Genomic DNA, 15,366 nt, shown 5'->3' on the forward strand with positions numbered 1-15,366 from the left:
CGGGCCTTGAACTCGTCGTCGTACTTGTTCGGCATGATGCAAACAACCTTCCCTCGAAAGAAGGTGTGCATCAAACCCGGGGTGGTTCAATTCACGGCGCACCGCGTAGGCGGTGCGGCCTTTGAGTCGCTGAACCAGCGTGGAGATCGCCAGCGTGGGCGGGTAGGCGACCAGCAGGTGCGCGTGGTTGGCTTCGCCGTTGAACTCGACCAGTTCGGCGCCCAGGTCGTCGCACACCTCGCGCATGGTGGTTTCGCAGTAGGTGAGCATGGCGTCGGTGAATACCTTCCGGCGGTACTTCGTCACGAAGACCAGATGGGCGTGGAGCAAGGAAACGCTGTGCCGGGCGCGGCGATAGGTCTGGTTTGTCATGGGTCGCCTTTAGGGTTGTGGGTATGCAGATGCGTTACCGGTACCGCATCGAACCGACACCGGCCCAGCAGGCCATTCTGGCGCGGGTGTTCGGCTGCGCCCGGGTGGTGTTCAACGACGCACTTCGGGAGCGCGACGAGGCGTATCAGGCTGGGGAGAAGCTGTCCGACAGCGAGATTCAGCGTCGGGTGATCACTGCCGCGAAGAGGACCGAGGAACGGGGCTGGCTGGCTGAGGTGCCCAGCGTGGCGTTGGTGCAGTCGGTCAACGATTCCCGACGCGCCTGGCGTAATTTCTTCGACTCTGCCGCCGGGAAGCGCAGGGGCCGGCGGGTGGGGCGGCCGCGGTTCAAATCCCGCAAGGATCACCGGCAGTCGTTTCGACTCACCCGCAACGGCTTCTCGATCCGCGACAACGGCGGGCTCATTGTGGCCAAAGTCGGCGAGGTGCGGGTGCGCTGGTCACGCGAGCTGCCGTCGACGCCCTCTTCGGTCACGATCATCCGGGAACCGGACGGGCACTTCTACGCCAGCTTCGTCGTCGACGTGCCGGCCACACCACTGCCACCGGTGGACCGGGAGATTGGGGTTGATGTCGGGATCGCCCGACTGGCCACGATCGCAGCGACCGATGGCGCACGGTCTGATATCGCCAACCCGAAGCATCTGGGGCGGAAGCTGCGCAAGTTGCGGCGATTGGAGCGGGAGAAGTCCCGCCGGCAGAAAGGATCAGCCAACAGGGCTAAGTCGCGGCGCAAGGTCGCGGTAGCGCATAACGAGGTTGCCCGTGCCCGGCGGGACTATCACCACAAGCAGGCTTTGGCGTTGGTTCGCGACAACCAAGCGATCCATGTCGAAGACCTCAATATCGCTGGGATGGTCCGCAACCGCCGGCTCGCACGGGCGATCCACGATGCCGGGTGGGGCCAGTTCGTGAAGATCATCGGCGAGAAAGCCGACCGTTACGGGCGGACCGTGAACACGGTGTCGCGGTGGCTGGCGTCGAGCAAAACGTGCTCGACCCCGGACTGCGGGCACCGGCTCGACGAACTGCCGTTGCAGATCCGAACCTGGACATGCCCGCAATGCCATACCGTCCACGACCGCGACTACAACGCCGCCAAGATCATTCTCGCTGCCGGGCGGGCAGAGAGGCTAAACGCCTGTGGAGCCCCTGTAAGTTCGCAACTCGTTGCGGCAGTGGGCGTTGAAGCAGGAAGCACCCCGACAGCGGCATAGCCGCACGGGAATCCCCGCCATTCATGGCGGGGAGCACGTCAAGACACCGCGATCCCTCAAAGACGACACCGACTCAGAGAACACCGATACCCGCGAACTCAATACCGACGACGACCAGTAGGACGTCACCGACGACGTCGATCTGACCGCCAACGGAAAGTACCGCGACGAGGACGTTGCCGAGGACGACGACGCGACGACCACCCGCCCCGAGCGCGCCAACACCGCCGACACCGGCAGCGAGCCGTGCTAAACACGAGTGCCGAGACACCTGCACAGCCCATCACCGCAGCTCGGAGCTCCTCTGGATTTGGGTCCTTCACCGCCTTAGCGTCGAAACCACGGACCGCGAAACATTGACAACCCAAAGGACTCCCAACTGATGCCCGCCGCGCTACACGTCACCCCCGACGGCCGTTTCACAGCGATCACCCTCACCGACGAGACCACCATCGCGACCACCATTGGCACAAGTGATCACGCCAGCCTGACCAGTCACGCCGGCCACTACACGTTCTGGTTCGTGCCCTCGCTCAAACCGGTCAACCGCCGCGCCACCGAACTGCTGCTCGCGCTGACAAACTTCACCGCAACCTCCGTGCCGCTGCTGCGAGGCGACGTCATCATCACCGCCAACGACGCCCACGGAAACCTGGCCAGCTGCACTCAGCCACAACTCGACCACCTCTTCCAGACCCGGCCCGGCCGGCGAGACGAACGCCGTCTGGTTCGCCGCTACGTCCACGCCGCCAAGTGCCGCCGCAACACCGCCAGCCGCGATGCGGACCTGCACCCGGTGCACTGATAACCGAAAGACCAAGGGGAACCGTGTTCAAAGCACTACACGCCAGCCACAACGGCTGTCTGTACATCGTCGACCTCAACGGAACCGAGACGATCACACACCTTGTGCGCAACACCGATCTCGAATCCCTCAGTAGCAGCGACGGCCAAATCGACTTCTGGTTCACCCCCTCGACCCGGCCCAACCACCACCGCGTCAACATGCCGGCCACCGAAATCTTCGCCGCCTACACCGAGTTCGAAGCACGCGACATCCCCTTGCTGCGCGGCAACATCGTCATTACCGCCCACGACAACACCACCGGCGCCCCCGCCGGACTCACCGCAGCGCAGCTCAAAGCGCTCGCCGACGCCCGCCCCCGCGGCCGCCGCGGCCGCCGCCTGACCCGCCGGTGCATCCGCGACCTACGCCGCCAACGGCTCGCCGCCCATGCCCGCCACGAAGAGGCCCGCGAACAATGGCTCTACGGCCACGCCGACCGATCCACGGGACCCGAATAGCAGTGGGAAACAACACCCTGCAAATCACGCCGGACCGCACCGAAATGACCATCATTTCACCGCGCGGCCAACGCGCAACATTCAAATCTGCGCGAACAGCAGGATTCACCGACAGCGACCTCGACCACGCACGCCGGCTCCACCTTCGAACCCAGGACGGCCAGACCAATCGAACCTGGCGTATCCCAGTCAGGCGACCAAATCTCTACTTGCACTGCAACACTGGACCACCGCTATGGGTGCTCCCTCGCATGTCTGTTAGGCGAACTGGTGTGTCCGCCGGCTGGCTGTACGTCCTCGTCGCCATCACGGTCGACCCCCGAGGCACAGACAGGAGACGGCGCCATGGCTGACCTGCTCGACGCTCTCGCCAAGCAGGGACCGGTCGCGGCATCATTACTGGGAATCGCGGCGCTACTGGCCGCAGTCGCACTGCTGCGCTTGGTTCGACGAATCCGCAGGACCGTTCTCGTCGCGGCCGTCCTACTCGGTGCCGGAGGATCCGGAACGAATCTTATCTCTAGGAGAGGTAGATGAAAGTGGGTGTGACCAGCGGTGATACCGCCACGGTCATATCCATGACGGGGCCATAGTTCAACGGTAGAACGGGGCCTTTGCAAGGCTCAAATCGGGGTTCGATTCCCCGTGGCTCCACCTTTGGTCGGTACGGCCGGCGGTGACACTACGCCCGTCTGATCCGCCCGATGCCGGGCAGGAACCGGTCGACAGCCTCACAGTAGTCGCGGTAGGCCTGGCCGTGGGTGGCGGTGAGGTAGGGCTCTTCGATCAGGCGGACCTGCAGTTGACTACCGATGATGATCATCACGACGCCGGCGAGTGCAATACCGTTGGGAACCGCAAAGGTTAGTCCGATAACCATGACGTTGATCGACGTGTAGATGGGGTTGCGCACGATCGCGAAAATGCCGGTGGTGACCAGTGGCGGGCGTTCGGTGGGGTCGACAGTGGTGCGCCACGAAGATCCCATTGCGCGTTGGGCGCCGAACGCGGCGAACACGCCCAGTGCGGCGAGCATGATGCCGGCGACGCGGCTGGGCCCGTGGTCCAACAGTGGCACTGGCTGCAGGCCCAGCAGTTCGGCGATGGGGGCGGCGATGCCGGGCAGCAGCATGCCGGAGGCCAGGGTTCCTCGGGCCCACCACTGTTTGGGTGTGCGAGGGATGCGGATGCCGCTGTCGCCGGTGCGATGGCGTTGAATACGGGCTCGCACGTAGCCGTCGAGCAGCCAGAAAGCCGCGACGAGGAGCAAGGCGATGATGGCGTACATCGCGGACATCGTGGTCGGCTTTCGTGGTCGCGGGGGTGGCAGGTCAGATCTTTCGGGCGGCCCCGATGAAGAGGAGCCCGCGAAGGTGGTGTTCGATGCGGGCGGTGCCGTGCAGGCCGTGGCGGGCCAGTTCAGCGGCGAATTCGTCTGACTCGAAGCGGTTTTCGCGTGGGTGCACGGTGAATGTGCGGAACGCCCAGGTGTCGAGCATGCGGCGTGGAACTTCCTCGAACAACAGCAGCCCACCGGGGCGCAACACTCGGGCGATCTCGGCGACGGCCAGCTGCCAGTGCGGGACGTGGTGGATGATGCCGAAGTCAACGACGGTGTCGTGGCTGGCGGTCGGCTGATGGATGTCGCAGACATCGCCGACTGACAGGGATACGGGCCTGTGATGGAGGCGTTTGCGGGCGAGCTCGACCATGGTGTCGTCGAGGTCGAATGCGGTGACGTGGCGGGCCTGGAGCCGGTCGAGGATGACTTCGGAGCCGACACCTCGTCCGCAGCCGGTCTCGAGTACGTCCTGGCCGGTGAGGTCGCCACCGGCGAGGCGGCGAAACCATGCGGCTTCCCGATGGTGTTGATGGGCAGCCCGAATCGGGTTGTTCATCGCTGCCCGTTCGATGGTGTTGAGCTTCACCGCGCCACCTCAGCCTTCATCAATCGCAAGCGCTGTCATCGACTAATTCCGATCAATCTATGTTGTAGGCTATCATCGCGATATGTCGATGAAAAGTATGGGTGCTGCGCCGCCGAGTGCATCGCGCGACGAGTTGGCGGGGGCGGTGGCGTTGTTTCACAGTCTGTCCGATCCCACCCGGTTGGCGATCGCCCGCCGCCTAGCTGGTGGTGAGGCTCGGGTGGTGGATCTGACCGGTGAGTTGGGATTGGCGCAATCGACGGTGTCGTCGCATCTGGCGTGCCTGCGCGACTGTGGGCTGGTGGATTTCCGGCCCCAGGGCCGCGCCTCGGTGTATCGGCTGGCCCGGCCGGAACTGCTGGACATGTTTCGCGCGGCCGAGGCGGTGTTGGAGGCGACCGGCAACGCCGTCGCCTTGTGCCCCAACTACGGCCACCCGACTGAACGGAAGGTAGCGCGATGAGCGAGGCGTGCGGCTGCGGCAGCGACGACCGCAACGAAGGCGAGCAGGAACCCGAACGGCTCTGGGAGATCACCGAACTACGCGCGGCCGCAGCCGCGGGGGTGGTGCTGCTGGCCGGCTATGCGGTCGGCTGGTCCGGCGGCCCCCATGTGGTCGAAATCGGCCTGTATGCGCTGGCGTTGGCGATCGGGGCCTACACGTTCGTACCCTCGACGCTGCGCCGGTTAGCGCAAGGCAAGATCGGGGTCGGCACGCTGATGACGATCGCCGCCATCGGCGCGGTGATCCTCGGCGAGGTCGGCGAAGCCGCCATGCTGGCGTTCCTGTTCTCCATCAGCGAGGGCCTCGAAGAATACTCACTGGCCCGGACCCGCCGGGGACTGCGCGCGTTGTTGGCGCTGGTGCCCGACGAGGCCACCGTCCTGCGCGACGGCGCCGAAATCACCATCCCGCCAGCGGAGTTGCGGGTCGGTGACCGGATGCTGGTCAAGCCCGGCGAACGGGTCGCGACCGACGGCACCATCACCTCGGGGCGCACCGCACTGGATGTCTCGGCCATCACCGGCGAATCCGTTCCGGTGGAGGCCGGACCCGGCAGTGATGTGTTCGCCGGATCGATCAACGGCACCGGGGTGCTCGAAGTCGAGGTCACCTCCAGCGCTGCTGATAACTCGTTGGCCCGCATCGTGGCGATCGTGGAGGCTGAGCAGTCCCGCAAGGGCGCCAGCCAGCGCCTGGCCGACCGCATCGCCAAACCGCTTGTTCCGGCGATCATGGTCGCGGCCGCGCTGATCGCCGCCATCGGTTCCGTGTTGGGTGATCCGCTGGTGTGGATTGAACGTGCCCTGGTCGTGCTGGTGGCCGCCTCCCCGTGCGCGCTGGCCATCTCGGTGCCGGTCACCGTCGTCGCCGCGATCGGCGCCGCCTCCAAGCTCGGCGTCCTCGTCAAAGGCGGCGCCGCGCTGGAAGCCCTCGGCGCGGTGCGCACCGTCGCGCTAGACAAGACCGGCACCCTGACCGCCAACCAGCCCACCGTCATCGACGTCGCCACCACCAACGGCAACAGCCGCGACCACGTGTTAGATGTGGCGGCGGCGTTGGAGGCCCGCAGCGAACACCCGCTGGCTGCAGCGATTCTCGCCGCCACCGAGGGGCCGGTCCAACCAGCTGAGGATGTGGAGGCGGTGACCGGGGCCGGACTGCTCGGCCACCGTGACGGCCACCGGCTACGGCTCGGGCGCCCCGGCTGGCTCGACCCCGGACCCTTGTCCGAACACGTCGCGGCCATGCAGGCCGCCGGCGCCACCGCCGTGCTGGTCGAAGACAACGGTCAGGTCATTGGGGCGGTCGCGGTGCGCGACGAACTGCGGCCCGAAGCCGCCCAGGTCGTCGAACACCTGCGCCGCGGCGGCTATCAGGTCGCCATGCTCACCGGCGACAACCAAGCGACCGCCCAAGCCCTGGCCCGCCAGGTGGGGATCGATACGGTGCATGCCGATCTGCGGCCCGAAGACAAGGCGGCGCTGATCGGTCAACTGCGCCAACGCTCCTCGACGGCCATGGTCGGTGATGGCGTCAATGACGCCCCCGCTCTGGCCACCGCCGATTTGGGGATCGCGATGGGTGCGATGGGCACCGACGTGGCCATCGAAACCGCCGACGTCGCCCTCATGGGTGAAGACCTGCGCCACCTCACCCAGGCCCTGGCCCACGCGCGGCGAGCCCGGCGCATCATGCTCCAAAACGTCGGCCTCTCACTGGGATTGATCGCAGTGCTCATCCCGCTCGCCCTCACCGGTGTGCTCGGCCTGGCCGCGGTCGTCGCGGTGCACGAACTCGCCGAAATCGTCGTCATCGCCAACGGTGTCCGGGCCGGGCGCACCAAACCACTGGCACAGCCAGGCCGGGACCATGATCCGGTGGCCGAAGTAGCCGCCTCCGCGATATCGCGTTGACCACCGGCATCATCCATCGCGTAACCAGCCAGGCGAGGAGGTCAGCAAGGTGTGGTGTTTGCCGATGACTTATCACGCCTTTGCGTCACGGCCGGCAGCGGTCAGGCCGAGACTGTGCGCTCGCCGCCAGGCGGCCGCCAGGTTTGCGCTTCGGCTCTTGCCTGATACCTGGCAGAGGTACGTGCTGCATTCTTTGTTGTTGGTCTGCCACCGCAGTTCGGCGTAGATACGCAGGTATCTGCGCCGCAGGACGACCCGTCCGAGCGCACCACCACTGTCGTTCACCACACGGCATCGGCGGCCGCCTGCGGCGTGGTCCTGCTCAAGGGCTTGCCCCTGCTTGGTCCAGTGGACCGGCGCTTTCCACTGCTCGTCGCGGACCGGGGTGCGATTCCAGCCCACGATCGCGCCCGGTGTTTAGACCATCGTGAGGTGCCGGGCGCCGGGCCTGTCGCTTACGCCGAAGAGCGCGCCGCGTTGCGCGCCGGTGAGCAGCGTAATGTCGTCGAGTTCACTGGCGGTGTAGCCGCCGGCCGCGAGTTGGCCGAGTACGTCGCCGACGAGACGGGGCATCTCCTCGGCCACGCCGGGGCGGGGGCCATACATGCGGCCGGTCTCGTTGAGCAGCCGGAACATCGAGCGGTACTGGTAGTCGGAGAGCACACCTCGCTCGCGGGCCCGCACGACCAGCGACGACGCGCTCACACCCCAGGTGAGGCGCAGCTCATCGAGTTCATGCACGGCCCGCACTGACACGCGGTCCAAGTCAAAGCCGATGTCGGCGATGGGGGCGAGGAACTCGGCGGCGAAACTGTTGGCCCGCCGCTCGGCCTCGGCGGGGCTGACCAGCGTCATCGCATCCATGACCAGGTGGCCGAGTTCGTGGGCCAGCGTCATCCGCATGCGGTCGGGCGGCCGGGCCGCGTTGACGTACACCAGGTGCGGGTGATACTCGCTTGCTCGCAGGGTCACCGCGTCGATCTCGTCGTCGAGGAAACCATCGACCACAACGAACACCCCTGCGGCTTCGAGCAATTCGGTCATCGAGCGGATCGGGCCGGCGACGCGCCACAGGCGGCGCAGAACCTGGGCGACGGTGATCTCTCCGAGCTCGGAGGCGTAGTCGGCCGGGTCGAGATCGGGAAGCGCAAGCTTGGGGTTGATGTCGGCGCGGGACACCAGGCGGCCGATCCGCATCGCGACAAGATTCGCGCGCGCCCACACGCGGTCACGCTTCCACTCGGCCGCACTCAGGTTGGCCCGGAAGTGGCTGCCCTGGGCCGGGGACCGGGTGAAGGGCACGCACAGCGCTTCCGGGCGGCATTCCATGGCCTGCGCGTAGTCGAGCAAGGCCTTCCCTGCCAGGGGCAGCAGCCCCGCCTCGACCCTGCTGACGTGCGAGGCCGACACCCCGGCCTCGTCGGCCAGGCGCTTTTTCGACCACCCACGCGACAACCGGGTCAACTGCACCATCACGCTGTTCGCCGCGTCGTCGTACGGGTCCGGTGCCGTCACAGATCGCCTCCCCAACCGTCTCGGTGCTGTCTTTCGACACTAGCCCGCCGCCGCCGCGAATTCGCGCAGAAACACCGTTTGATCTGCGTTTTCCCAGTTCACGCCCACTAACGGACGTGGGGCGTGTGTGGCTGGTGTGACGATAGCGCAACTCCAGCCCGTGACGCCTGCAGACCGGCTGCTCCGTATGCGATCGGCGTGTCTTCCGGCCTCAAACTTTACCCCGGTCCGCACGATTCTATGCAAGGTTTTCGGCTGAAAGGCGGGGTCGTGACAGCTCCGATGGATCAACCCAACACACCCGACCGTCCGGTCTCCCGCAAGGAGGCCCGACGGCTGCTCAACCAGGTGGCGGTCGGGGTGGGGGCGATGCTGCTGGCCGCCGTCGATGACTGGAACGCCTTGTCGGCCCGGCACTCCGCACATCTGCGAACCGTGATGCAAGGGCTCGGGCGCGGCACATATGTTGCGGCCGCCGTCGCGGCGGGCACCGATGTGTGGCTGAGCACCCGCGGCATGCATCCACCCGGACACACGGTCGTCAAGCCCTACCGCTGGCCCGAGATCAACAGCCGCGGCAAGACGCACATGATGATCCACCACAACGAGATGGAACCGACCACCCCGCGGCGGACCGCGTTCTTCACCCAGGATTCGGCGACCCTGGGCCTGATCGGCGATCCCACCCATTGCGAGCTGACCTGGGACTACGACATCGTCACCGACACCCATATCCGCCGGATCTGGGTCAACGCGCCGGGCGTCGACTGGGACCGCTTCGAGGTTCCGATGGCCAAGGTGCAGGCCCAATACGCGACGTGGCGCAAGCGCGACATGAAGTGGCTGCCCGGGGCACTTCCTGCCGACACCGCCGCAGCCGCGCCGATGCCGGCCCGCCAACCGCAGGAAGACCTGCGGCCCGACATCCAGGTGCGGCCCCGGCGCCCCGAGGAAACCCGGGATGCCGAGTGAAGGCGGCACCGGTGACCATCCACGGACGGGCGTCGTGGACGGTCGTAGACGCTTCAGGCCTACCGGTCGGGGAGGTCGAGCAGTTCCTGCACTGGCTGCGTGCGATCGGCCGGTCGCAGAACACCGTCCGCTCGTATGCGCGCCACCTGAGCTTGTTCTACCGGTGGCTGGGCGCACGCGGAATCGACTGGGACGCCGTAGTATTCGACGCACTGTGTGATTTCGTGGGGGCGCTGTCGGCCGGTTTGCCCCCGCTGCCGACCCGGTCCGGTAGCCGGGCGCCGGGAACGGTCAAAGCGGTGAGCGCGGCCGTGCGCGAGTTCTACGAGTTCCACCGCGTCGAAGGCCGCGGACCGCAGGATCTGGTGTTGACCCGCAACCCGTCGCGGCTCCCGCGCCGGGCACACAGCTTCCTGGCCCACATCGAGCAACGCCACCCCAGCGCGGTCTCCCGGTTGACCCGGCCGGGCAAGCAGCCGGCAGAGACCGTGCAGCTGATCGACTTCGAGGCCGACTTCGCGACGTTGCTGGCGGCGGCGTCGACCCACCGCGACCGGCTGCTGCTCTCCGCGCTCTATGACCTGGGCCTGCGGGTCGGGCAGGCGTTAGGCCTACGGCACGCCGACCTGGACCCGATGCGCAAGCGAGTGCAGGTGTGCCGCCGGGAGGACAACGCCAACGGGGCGCTGTCAAAGCAGCGAGCGCAATTCGCGGTGGCCGCGCCCCGCCGGTTCTTCGACCTGTACGCCGCTTACCTCCTCAGTGAGATCTCCGACCTGGACAGCGATTACGTGTTCGTCAACCTGTCCCGGCCCCCGGTCGGCGGGCCGCTGTCGTACTCGAACGCCTACCAGATCATCGAGCACATCGGCTCCGTAGCGGGCCTTGACGGGCTGCACCCACACATGCTGCGCCATACCCACGCAACTGCGCTGGCCAAGGCCGGATGGACGTCGGCTGAGATCGCTGCCCGGCTTGGCCAGTCGCACGCCGCCAGCGCCGACGTCTACATCCACCTCGCCAGCGACGATCTGGCAGACCGATTGCGCCGCACCGAGCAGCTGGTGTGGGCGCCACCGCAGCGCGAGGCAGGCCATGAGAAACATTGATTCCCACCCTGACTCCACGCGCAGAGGCCGCCGTTCGCCGCTACGGGTACCCGACGGGCCGTGGTGTCAGCCGACGTGGCAGGTGGTCGAACCGGCCGGAGACCGCCGCCGCCAGGCGGCGGACCCCTGCGCCGTCGACGCATGCAACAGCGAGCGGTACTGGCTGGGCGGCCCCCACTCCGCAGGCGCCGAGCGGCGCGGATTGTGCTACGCGCACTACTTCCAATGGTTCCGCGCCGGCCAGCCCGCCGACTTCACCGCATGGGCAACCTTCGAAGCCCAACCCGTCGGCGCCCCGCGCGGCCACCTCTCGGCCCAGATCGTCGACTTCCGGCGGCTACCGCAGATCGCGGCCGATGAGATCCGGTTCGTCGTCGCCACCAAGGTGCGCCGCGGCGACTGGACCCCCAACACCAGCCTCCGCCGCTTCTTGATGGTGCTCATCGACACCGCCGACGGCCGGATCACCGACTCCCTCACCGAGCGACCCGCCGGCGAGTGGCTTCTGCTGTGCCGGCAGCATTGGCCGCACGCGAGCTCGTTCGACTCCCTGTGCGCACCCTACATTCGGCGCTTCTTCCGACTCCTCGACGGCGCCACCAACCCGGACCCGTGGGCCGACGACCACTGGCACTGGCGAGACGGATTCGAATTCGTTCTCGACGCCACCCAATCCGGATCGACACACACCGCCGTGGACTGGTCGACGGTGACCGTGCCGTGGCTGCGTGACGCGGTCAAAGAACTCGCACGCCGGCAGCTCACCACCGCCACCCTGGCCTGGGGCACGCTGACCCAGTGGGTGCGCGCCACCCGCCAGCTCGCCCGGTTCCTCACCCGCGACGACGAATCACCGGAACCGTCCGCGGTGACCAGGCCGGTCTTCCTTGACTACCTGGCGTGGACCCGGCGACCGGACACCCAAGCGGACGCGCGGTTGGCCAATACCGCCGCCTACCTGCTGGAGTCGCTGCACGACACCCAGATCGTGCCCGCTCTCGGGTCGGCGGTGTTCCTCCGACGAGGCGAGAACGTGCACCGCAAGACCCGCAGCCCCCGCCCGTTCCCGCCGGACGTAATCGAACGCGTCGACACGCTGATCGTCGACAACCCCGCAACCGACCCCACCCTGCGGTCGATGATCGCCACCACCCGGTGGGCAGGCTGCCGCATCTCCGAACTGGTCGCCCTGCCCATCGACTGCCTGCACCGCTCCGACGCGGGCTACTGGATCGAATATTGGATGCCCAAAACCCGGGCCTGGCGCCGATTCCCCATCCCGGACAGCCTCGCAACCATCGTCCTCGACCAGCAGACCCGCGTGCGCGACACCTACGGCCCCGACGCCGAGCACCTATTCCCCGGCGCCCGGTCCAACGCCGCCGCCGGCCGCACCCAACCCTGGTCGACCAGCGGCCTGCGGCACCGCCTCGCCGCACTGTTCACCGAACACGGCATCACCACCTCGACCATCACCGGCGAGCCGATCTCCGGCGGCGATGTGCACCGCTTCCGGCACACCATCGGAACCACACTGCTCAACAACGGCTGGACCCAACAAGAAGTGCGCGACTTCCTCGGCCACCACAGCGACACCATGACCTCGGCATACGCCCGCATCACCGACGACACCCTGGCCCGCAAAGCACGTGAATTCTGGAACAGCGCCGCAACAGACACGACCAACACCGACGCCGACGTGGAGCGGCTCCGGGCCCGGTTCACCACCGCGCTGCCCAACGGATTCTGCACTCTCCCAACGGCGCAACGCTGCGAATTCCGGCCCAACCCCTGCCTCGACTGCTCCTTCCACGACCCCGGCGGCCGGGTCTTCCTCGGCGCCCATATCGCGCACCGCGACCAACTGCAACGCCTCACCGCCGACGCTCACGAGCGCGGCGACGCAGCCGCCGTCGAATTGAACACGGCGATGCTCGACAAGGTCTCCAAACTGATCAGCGAAATCGACCCGAACACCACGCAGGAACCTCAGTGAGCGCCGACGACCGCGAACGCCGCACCGCACGCCTGACCGCAGCAGCCGCCGCCCGCACCACCGACGCCACCGCCCGCGCCCGCCGCGCGATCACCCGACTGCGAAACACCGGTCAGCCCGTCACCTTCGTCGACGTCGCCCGCGACGCCGGTGTATCGACCAGCTTCCTCTACCAGCACAGCCAACTACGCGACGACATCACCAACCTCCGCACCACCACGACCACCACGGCGACGGCCGCAACAGGGCGCGCGGCAAGCCTGGAATCGCTACGCACCAAACTCGCCACCGCGATCGCCCGCAACCGTGAACTCACCGAACAACTCGCGCAGCTTCGCACCGAGAACGAAGCACTTCGCAGCCGACTCCTCGAATCCCGCATCCCTGCGGCGACACCGCATCCGTCATAGCCGGACCGGACCCAACCAGAACCAACGGGGCCACAGCGCAGCCCACCACCGTCGACGACTTCCTACAGATAACCCGGCCACGACGACGGACCTACGCCAAGCCGCGGCCCCGTCGTAGACGTCGACTCCACACGCCGCTCACCTAGAGATATCGGGCGGCAGCTGGCTAGTCCTTGACGCCCTCAACGGTTGGTGAGCACCACGCGCACGGAAAGAAGCAGCGGCGGCCCGCGGCAGCGACGCTCCTGGGCTCGGCCCCGGGGCCGTCGGGGGAAAAACTAGCCGGAAGCGCTGCGCCGCCCGACGGCCTCGCTGAGCGCATCCAGCTCGGTGAGGACGTCGCTGGCAGCCCAGACCCGATTACGCTTTCCGGTCGAAAGCAGCTCTAACACACCAGCATCGGTGAGCCGACTCAACGCCTTATAGGTGCTGGCCTCCGTCGTCCCGGTCATAGCCTGCGCTGTATCAGCGTTGAATATCGGCACGTCGAGAAGGCGATCGATCAACGCCTCGTCAGCCGAGTTCGCCCTCGGCCGCGCGATCTCACGCCAACGGTCAGGCAACACAGCCAGGCGTGCCGCAGACTCTGCAGCCGCCTCGCTGGCGTGTACCGCCACATCCGCCACATAGCCCACGAACTGCTCGGCCCCGCCCCGGCGGTACTCGGTCAAACAGCGGAAGTAGCGGTCGGTGTCAGCAAGCATGGCCGAAGCCATCGGCACAGTGACCCGCGCGGTCAGCCCCCGCCGACGCAAGATGGCACTAATCAACGCCCGGCCCACCCGACCGTTTCCGTCCGAGAACGGATGAATCGACTCGAACTGAGCATGCGCGATCGCAGCCTGAGCGAGGATCGGAATATCGGTCCGCCCAGCGAAAGCCATCAGATCCGCCATCAAACCCGACACCATCTCAGGCGGCGGCGGAACGAACAGCGCGCCCACCGGTGAGTAATCACTACCGCCCACCCAGTTCTGCACGCTCCGGTACGAGCCTGGACGGTCCGCATACGGATCGGAAGCCATCAGCAGCCGATGCGCCTCCAAGATCGCCGCCTCCTCGATCGGCCCGGACGCGGCGGCATCGACCAACGCCAGCAGCGCGTGCACAGCCCCAAGCTGAGACTGGGCCTCGGCGCTGGCTTTCGCGCCGGCCACTGCCCGGCCGAACGCGCGCCAGCCTGAGTCGACCTGCTCAATCTTCGAAGAAGCTACAGACTCGCTACGAACCAAGAAATCGGCGAGAGGTGCCAGGTGCTGACCGAACCCGGCGTCGAGCCGCGTCACCGCAATGACCGCGTCTTCGTGTCTGCGCGCTGTGTCGCCGGTGACAGCGACAGGAAGAGTCGCGATCAGCGGAGGGATCTGCACCTCGATCTCGGTCAGCAACCGGTCCTCGCGGTTGCCGCGCCGGCCCTGTGGAGTCCATCGGCGGCTCGCCGTGGAGTGCGCCGGCCAGTCCATAGACAACCTTTCGGCAGAAACATACAACAAGCGACAGTCTTACTATAAGTTATGGCGTTAAAGCTATAATAAGAGAACTACCGAGGGTGCATCCACCCTCACCTGATCGACCATCCGCCGCCATAACGGCACCCGCGACCAGCGAATACGTGCCCGCCTCCCCCACGCCGTCGTCTCTGTCGAGAACCCAGGCAAACCTTTAGACTGAATTCGCAAGGAGAAACCGTAGGGGGAGCAATGGCTATTCGAGGAGAGACCGCAGCAGGCGCACAGGCCGGCGCCAGCGTTGGCATGCACTTATCCTCAGACTTTCCCGCAGTCCCGACCGGCGCCGACACCAAGAGCGCCGCGATCGCCACCGAACTGCAATCATTCGTGACCGCCATCAGCACCGACATCACCACCTACAACACCAGCCTTGACCAGGCCCGCGAAGGCATGGTCGCAGCACCACGCCGAGTCGACGCCGCCGACCGCGAGGGCGCCGCCGTCATCCAATCAAGCGGAGGGACGTACACCATATGACGACTTTCGCCACCCAGTCCCCGGCGACCGGGCCCTGGAAGACCGCCGACGAAGTATCCCGCGAAACCGGGCTACGCCCCGACCTCGTCCTGCGCTTCATCCCCCACACCGAAAC

Annotated in this window: 17 protein-coding genes and 1 tRNA gene; 11 read left to right on the plus strand and 7 right to left on the minus strand. The window is 66.8% G+C overall.

The window, feature by feature from the left end:
• Positions 1 to 372: IS200/IS605 family transposase (tnpA, locus tag MSZK_RS27015; RefSeq protein WP_233211533.1), on the minus strand; the 372-nt coding region annotated here is incomplete at its 3' end.
• 23 nt (positions 373 to 395) lie between these two features.
• Here tnpA and MSZK_RS27020 point away from each other — a divergent pair.
• A complete protein-coding gene (locus tag MSZK_RS27020; RefSeq protein ID WP_099251619.1) occupies positions 396 to 1,610 on the plus strand; it encodes an RNA-guided endonuclease TnpB family protein in 1,215 nt (404 codons plus the stop codon).
• 73 nt (positions 1,611 to 1,683) lie between these two features.
• On the opposite strand, the gene MSZK_RS32165 is transcribed toward MSZK_RS27020, so the two are convergent.
• Positions 1,684 to 1,881: a hypothetical protein gene (locus MSZK_RS32165; RefSeq protein ID WP_142390015.1), complete on the minus strand. Its 198-nt coding sequence runs from the start codon at positions 1,879 to 1,881 to the stop codon at positions 1,684 to 1,686.
• A 111-nt stretch (positions 1,882 to 1,992) separates the two neighbouring features.
• Between MSZK_RS32165 and MSZK_RS27025 the strand changes: the two genes are divergently transcribed.
• From MSZK_RS27025 to MSZK_RS27040, 3 genes are all read left to right on the plus strand, one after another.
• Entirely contained in the window at positions 1,993 to 2,415 is a 423-nt protein-coding gene (locus MSZK_RS27025) for a hypothetical protein (protein WP_099251620.1), read from the plus strand.
• A gap of 23 nt (positions 2,416 to 2,438) precedes the next feature.
• On the plus strand, positions 2,439 to 2,915 hold the full coding sequence (locus MSZK_RS27030) for a hypothetical protein (RefSeq protein ID WP_099251621.1): 477 nt from the start codon (positions 2,439 to 2,441) through the stop codon (positions 2,913 to 2,915).
• A gap of 583 nt (positions 2,916 to 3,498) precedes the next feature.
• Positions 3,499 to 3,569 (plus strand) — tRNA-Ala (locus MSZK_RS27040).
• 28 nt (positions 3,570 to 3,597) lie between these two features.
• Here MSZK_RS27040 and MSZK_RS27045 read toward each other — a convergent pair.
• A complete protein-coding gene (locus MSZK_RS27045) occupies positions 3,598 to 4,203 on the minus strand; it encodes an isoprenylcysteine carboxylmethyltransferase family protein (protein WP_197419930.1) in 606 nt (201 codons plus the stop codon).
• A gap of 43 nt (positions 4,204 to 4,246) precedes the next feature.
• Positions 4,247 to 4,843 (minus strand): bifunctional 2-polyprenyl-6-hydroxyphenol methylase/3-demethylubiquinol 3-O-methyltransferase UbiG, encoded by a 597-nt coding sequence (locus MSZK_RS27050; RefSeq protein ID WP_016895220.1) that lies wholly within the window; start codon positions 4,841 to 4,843, stop codon positions 4,247 to 4,249.
• Positions 4,844 to 4,925: 82 nt separating this feature from the next.
• Between MSZK_RS27050 and MSZK_RS27055 the strand changes: the two genes are divergently transcribed.
• Both MSZK_RS27055 and MSZK_RS27060 read left to right on the plus strand, forming a co-directional pair.
• Positions 4,926 to 5,306: a helix-turn-helix transcriptional regulator gene (locus MSZK_RS27055; protein WP_016895222.1), complete on the plus strand. Its 381-nt coding sequence runs from the start codon at positions 4,926 to 4,928 to the stop codon at positions 5,304 to 5,306.
• Positions 5,303 to 7,261 carry a cation-translocating P-type ATPase gene (locus MSZK_RS27060; RefSeq protein WP_016895223.1) on the plus strand — a complete coding sequence of 653 codons (1,959 nt, stop codon included), beginning with the start codon at positions 5,303 to 5,305 and terminating at the stop codon, positions 7,259 to 7,261. The genes MSZK_RS27055 and MSZK_RS27060 overlap by 4 nt, the downstream gene beginning before the upstream one ends.
• A 72-nt stretch (positions 7,262 to 7,333) precedes the next feature.
• Here the strand turns inward: MSZK_RS27060 and MSZK_RS27065 are convergent, their stop codons facing one another.
• Both MSZK_RS27065 and MSZK_RS27070 read right to left on the minus strand, forming a co-directional pair.
• On the minus strand, positions 7,334 to 7,663 hold the full coding sequence (locus MSZK_RS27065; protein WP_016895224.1) for a hypothetical protein: 330 nt from the start codon (positions 7,661 to 7,663) through the stop codon (positions 7,334 to 7,336).
• 15 nt (positions 7,664 to 7,678) lie between these two features.
• Entirely contained in the window at positions 7,679 to 8,776 is a 1,098-nt protein-coding gene (locus MSZK_RS27070) for an XRE family transcriptional regulator (RefSeq protein ID WP_016895225.1), read from the minus strand.
• 270 nt (positions 8,777 to 9,046) lie between these two features.
• Here MSZK_RS27070 and MSZK_RS27075 point away from each other — a divergent pair, with 270 nt between their 5' ends.
• The 4 genes from MSZK_RS27075 to MSZK_RS27090 all read left to right on the plus strand — a co-directional run bounded on the left by MSZK_RS27075 (position 9,047) and on the right by MSZK_RS27090 (position 13,263).
• A complete protein-coding gene (locus tag MSZK_RS27075; protein WP_233211534.1) occupies positions 9,047 to 9,748 on the plus strand; it encodes a hypothetical protein in 702 nt (233 codons plus the stop codon).
• Positions 9,749 to 9,759: 11 nt separating this feature from the next.
• Positions 9,760 to 10,857 carry a tyrosine-type recombinase/integrase gene (locus MSZK_RS27080; protein ID WP_231752584.1) on the plus strand — a complete coding sequence of 366 codons (1,098 nt, stop codon included), beginning with the start codon at positions 9,760 to 9,762 and terminating at the stop codon, positions 10,855 to 10,857.
• 82 nt (positions 10,858 to 10,939) lie between these two features.
• Entirely contained in the window at positions 10,940 to 12,853 is a 1,914-nt protein-coding gene (locus tag MSZK_RS27085; protein ID WP_016895228.1) for a tyrosine-type recombinase/integrase, read from the plus strand.
• On the plus strand, positions 12,850 to 13,263 hold the full coding sequence (locus MSZK_RS27090) for a DUF6262 family protein (RefSeq protein ID WP_016895229.1): 414 nt from the start codon (positions 12,850 to 12,852) through the stop codon (positions 13,261 to 13,263). Before MSZK_RS27085 ends, MSZK_RS27090 begins: the two co-directional genes overlap by 4 nt.
• A gap of 278 nt (positions 13,264 to 13,541) precedes the next feature.
• On the opposite strand, the gene MSZK_RS27095 is transcribed toward MSZK_RS27090, so the two are convergent.
• Positions 13,542 to 14,726, minus strand: a complete 1,185-nt coding sequence (locus MSZK_RS27095; protein ID WP_099251624.1) for a Fic family protein — start codon at positions 14,724 to 14,726, stop codon at positions 13,542 to 13,544.
• A gap of 291 nt (positions 14,727 to 15,017) precedes the next feature.
• Between MSZK_RS27095 and MSZK_RS27100 the strand changes: the two genes are divergently transcribed.
• On the plus strand, positions 15,018 to 15,251 hold the full coding sequence (locus MSZK_RS27100) for a hypothetical protein (protein WP_233211535.1): 234 nt from the start codon (positions 15,018 to 15,020) through the stop codon (positions 15,249 to 15,251).
• Positions 15,252 to 15,366: the final 115 nt, after the last annotated feature.

This window comes from Mycobacterium sp. shizuoka-1 (assembly GCF_002723835.1).
Lineage (GTDB): Bacteria > Actinomycetota > Actinomycetes > Mycobacteriales > Mycobacteriaceae > Mycobacterium.

Excerpts from the sequence above, each read along its gene's own strand:
- MSZK_RS27020 (WP_099251619.1), top strand. The coding sequence starts at position 396 with ATGCAGATGCGTTACCGGTACCGCATCGAACCGACACCGGCCCAGCAG.
- MSZK_RS27025 (WP_099251620.1), top strand. The coding sequence starts at position 1,993 with ATGCCCGCCGCGCTACACGTCACCCCCGACGGCCGTTTCACAGCGATC.
- MSZK_RS27045 (WP_197419930.1), bottom strand. The coding sequence starts at position 4,203 with ATGTACGCCATCATCGCCTTGCTCCTCGTCGCGGCTTTCTGGCTGCTC.
- MSZK_RS27055 (WP_016895222.1), top strand. The coding sequence starts at position 4,926 with ATGTCGATGAAAAGTATGGGTGCTGCGCCGCCGAGTGCATCGCGCGAC.
- MSZK_RS27060 (WP_016895223.1), top strand. The coding sequence starts at position 5,303 with ATGAGCGAGGCGTGCGGCTGCGGCAGCGACGACCGCAACGAAGGCGAG.
- MSZK_RS27095 (WP_099251624.1), bottom strand. The coding sequence starts at position 14,726 with ATGGACTGGCCGGCGCACTCCACGGCGAGCCGCCGATGGACTCCACAG.
- MSZK_RS27100 (WP_233211535.1), top strand. The coding sequence starts at position 15,018 with ATGCACTTATCCTCAGACTTTCCCGCAGTCCCGACCGGCGCCGACACC.